General features: G+C 69.4%; 2 protein-coding genes and 2 pseudogenes. 3 read left to right on the forward strand and 1 reads right to left on the reverse strand.

Annotation, left to right across the window (positions count from 1 at the left end):
• Window positions 1-1,048, forward strand: a pseudogene (locus VI480_RS06940) (hypothetical protein); the annotation flags it as partial.
• On the forward strand, window positions 1,048-1,854 hold the full coding sequence (gene menH / locus VI480_RS06945; protein WP_323672097.1) for a 2-succinyl-6-hydroxy-2,4-cyclohexadiene-1-carboxylate synthase: 807 nt from the start codon (window positions 1,048-1,050) through the stop codon (window positions 1,852-1,854). The pseudogene VI480_RS06940 and the gene menH, both read left to right, overlap by 1 nt.
• A 27-nt stretch (window positions 1,855-1,881) precedes the next feature.
• Here the strand turns inward: menH and VI480_RS06950 are convergent.
• Window positions 1,882-2,253, reverse strand: a pseudogene (locus tag VI480_RS06950) (cytidine deaminase); the annotation flags it as partial.
• An 81-nt stretch (window positions 2,254-2,334) separates the two neighbouring features.
• Here VI480_RS06950 and menC point away from each other — a divergent pair.
• On the forward strand, window positions 2,335-3,375 hold the full coding sequence (gene menC / locus VI480_RS06955) for an o-succinylbenzoate synthase (protein WP_323672099.1): 1,041 nt from the start codon (window positions 2,335-2,337) through the stop codon (window positions 3,373-3,375).
• Window positions 3,376-3,553 lie beyond the last annotated feature (178 nt).

Genomic DNA, 3,553 nt, shown 5'->3' on the forward strand with positions numbered 1-3,553 from the left:
CCGAGCCTCTGGATGGCCGCTGCTGGCCGAGCCGTGCTCGCAGCTGCGGCGTGAGCTGGACGGGGTGGTGGTCACCGACCATCACGACCTGCTGCTGCGAACGCCATGGGCTGACGCCGAGCCGCCCGGGGCAGTGCTGCGCATCGGCGGCGCGCCGACGTGCAAACCGCTGCGGCTGTGGATCGAGCGCCATCGCCCAGCGTTCGCATTCGTCGATCCGGCCAGCACCTGGGCCGATGCGAGCTTCAGCGTCTCATTGCATTTGACGATCGGGCCAGAGGCCGTGACCGAAGCAGCCCGCACGCTGCTGTCCCCGGAATCGGGGTGGGGACAGCGGTGGGCCGACGCTGATTCACGTGCCGCCGCAGCCATCGACGGCGTGCTCGACGCAGAGTCGCTGCTGGAAGCCGGCGTGGCTCGCCAGTTGGGGCGCAGCCTTCCGGCGGGTCACGCGCTGTATGTGTCGAACTCGATGCCGGTGCGCGATGTCGACTCGTACCTGCGGGCTCGCGCCGAGCCCTTGACGGTGCATGCCAGCCGAGGTGCGAGCGGCATCGACGGCGTGATCTCGGCTGCGACCGGTGTGGCTGCGTCGGGCACCCCCACCACAGTGCTGATCGGGGATCTCGCATTCCGCCACGATCTCGGCGGGCTCGCGGGTGCGTTCGACCCAGGCTCTGGCATCCATACAGGTCCCGACGGGCCAGACCTCACCGTGGTGGTCGTCGACAACGGCGGCGGCACCATCTTCTCGTTCCTGCCTGCCTACGGCGTCATCGACCCCGAGGCGTTCGACCGGCTGCTGACCACGCCACCCGGGCACAGCAGCTCTGAACTCGCAACCGGGCTGGCAGATGCCTTGGGCTTCGTGCACCACCACGTCAGCTCGTGTGACGAGCTGCACGCGCTGCTGGCATCTTCCGGGGCGCATCGGGGCGTTCGTGTCATCACCGTCGACGTCGACGCCGACGCGAACCGGGATCAGCACCGGCGCCTGGCCGACGCAGTCGCGACGGCAGTCGGCGACACAGCGCCGCGCTCGCAGTAATGCCGCTGTCGGAACCGTTGCAGCTCGCCGCTGATGTCACCGGCAGCGGCGAGCCGGTCATCGTCCTCCACGGCTTCACCGGCAGCATGGAGGCGATGGCGCCGCTGGTGCATCGGCTGGACGGCTGGCGGCGCATCGCCGTGGACCTGGTCGGCCACGGCCGCAGCCCTTCCCCGGTCGGTCTGGCGCCCTACAGCGTCGAGGCCATGGCAGCGTCGGTCGCCGAGCTGGCGTCTGGCGTCGGTGATGGGCCGTGTCACGTCGTCGGCTACTCGATGGGCGGCCGTGTGGCGCTGGCGCTGGCATCGGCCCGCCCGGAGGTCTGCAGGTCGCTGACGCTCATCAGCGCCACCGCCGGGATCGCGGATGCCTCAGAGCGCGCACAGCGCCGCCGGGCTGATGCGGCACTCGCCGGTCGGATCCACGAGCGCGGCCTGGCCCGTTTCGTCGAAGAGTGGATGGGTCTGCCGATGTGGGATTCGCTGCGAGCGAATCTCAGCTCTGAGGAGTGGCAGGTGTCCATGGATCGGCGCCTGCGCTCCGATCCCACCGGGCTGGCGAACTCGCTGCGCGCCGCGGGAACCGGCTCGATGACGCCGCTTTGGGATCGCTTGGGCGCTCTGGACGTCCCGACTCTGGTCATGTGCGGCGAACTGGACACCAAGTTCGTCGCGATCGGTCACGAGATGAACAACCTGCTGCCCGCCAGCGAGCTGGTCGGCCTCGCCGGCGCGGGTCACGCTGCACACCTCGAAGACCCCGACGGCTGCGCGACGGCGATCCGCCGGCACCTGGCCGCGTCCTGAGAGCTGTCAATCCTGCGGCAGCGGGAACTCGAAAGCGCCGGGCAGCAACTCAGCGACAGTGGTGTTCTCGTTCACAGCGCACTCGGGTCCGCCTGCTTCGAGCAGCAGCTGGCGGCACCGGCCGCACGGAGCAAGCAGGTCGCCGTCTGCGTCGGTGACGGTCACCGCGACGAGGCGGCCTCCCCCGCTTCGATACAGGTCGCTGACCATGCCGCATTCGGCGCAGAGCGTGAGTCCGTAGGACGCATTCTCGACGTTGCAGCCGGTGACGATGCGGCCGTCGTCGACGAGGCCTGCTGCGCCGACGTGAAAGTTCGAGTACGGCGCATACGCCGTGCGGGATGCCTCGTGCGCCCGAGCGCGCAGATCGGCCCAGGGGATTGCTGCATCCTCGCTCATGCCGAACATGCCTCCCGCGTCGCCTGAGCGACGAGAGTACGGCCGATGAGGGCGCCCCAGTGAGCCAATAGCGTTCACCCCGTGCAGGTGACGCTGCGTGAATTCGAGCTGCCGCTGCTGCGGCCACTGCTGACCGCCCACGGCTCGATCGCCGTGCGGCGAGGCATCGAGGTGCGCGTCGGCGACGACGCTTGCGTCGGCGCGGGCGAGGCGGCGCCGCTGTCTGGCTTCGGTGTCGAGAGCTACGACGAAGCTCTGGCGGCGCTGGAGCGGTGGGCCGAGAACCCTGAAGGCGAACCGCCCCGCGAGCCCTGCGCTGCCGCAGCCGTGGAATCGGCACTCACGCAGCTCGACGCCGAGATCGAGGGCGTCACGCTGTCCACATTGCTGGCCGAGAACCCGCCCGCCCAGCGGCGCATCGCCACCCACGCGTTGGTGTCCGATCTGGATCCCGAGGCTGCGGCTCAACGCGCAGCGCACGCCGCCGCAACGGGTCACCTGGCGGTGAAGCTCAAGGTTGCTGCCCATGACCACGCCCAAGCAGGCGGCAACGGCGGCGCAGCCGCGACCATTGCCGAACAGTCGGTGCGGATCGCGCACGTGCGTCACTCCCTGCCTGCCGGCGTGGCACTGCGACTCGATGCCAACGGCGGCTGGGATCGTGCGACCGCGGTCAAGGTGCTGCGCCCCGTCGGCCACCTCGACATCGAGTTCATCGAGGAGCCCACACCGCAGGCCGCGGACTGGGCACAGATCAGCCGCACGGTCGGGCTGCCCGTCGCTGCCGATGAGCACCTGCGCGACGCCGATGCGCTCGACCGGCTGATCGAGGTTGGGGCCATCGAAGTCGCTGTGCTCAAGCCGGCGGTGCTGGGTGGTCCGCATGCCACCTACGACTTGGCGCGGCGGGCGGCTATGCGCGGTGTTCGCTCGGTGGTGTCGTCGTTCATCTGCGGGCCTGCGGGGTTGCGCATTGCTCGCGAGACTGCTGTTGCGGTTGATCCGCATGGGGTGCACGGCATCGGCACTGCCACTTTGTTTGCTGAGGCATTGCCGGAGGATGTGACGCCCGCGGGGGGTTACTTGCCGGTTCCTACCGAGGCTTCTGCCGGCGCCGTGTGAGACCGGGCAGCGCGAGGGCAGTGGCCTCCGTGCTTCAAACAGTTGCGACGCCATTGCTGCACGGTGGATGGGCTTTGGCGTCGCAAAACTGCGCGCGGAGGCCACTGCCCTCGCGCTGCCCTCGCTGTTCCGGTTCTTTGGCTTGGTCAGAGTTTCCAGCGCTGGGTCTTGCCTAGGG

It is taken from the genome of Candidatus Poriferisodalis multihospitum (genome assembly GCF_028283155.1).
GTDB lineage: Bacteria > Actinomycetota > Acidimicrobiia > Acidimicrobiales > Poriferisodalaceae > Poriferisodalis > Poriferisodalis multihospitum.

Bases quoted from the DNA above. Each gene is read 5' to 3' on its own strand.
- menH (WP_323672097.1), top strand. From the start codon at position 1,048: ATGCCGCTGTCGGAACCGTTGCAGCTCGCCGCTGATGTCACCGGCAGC.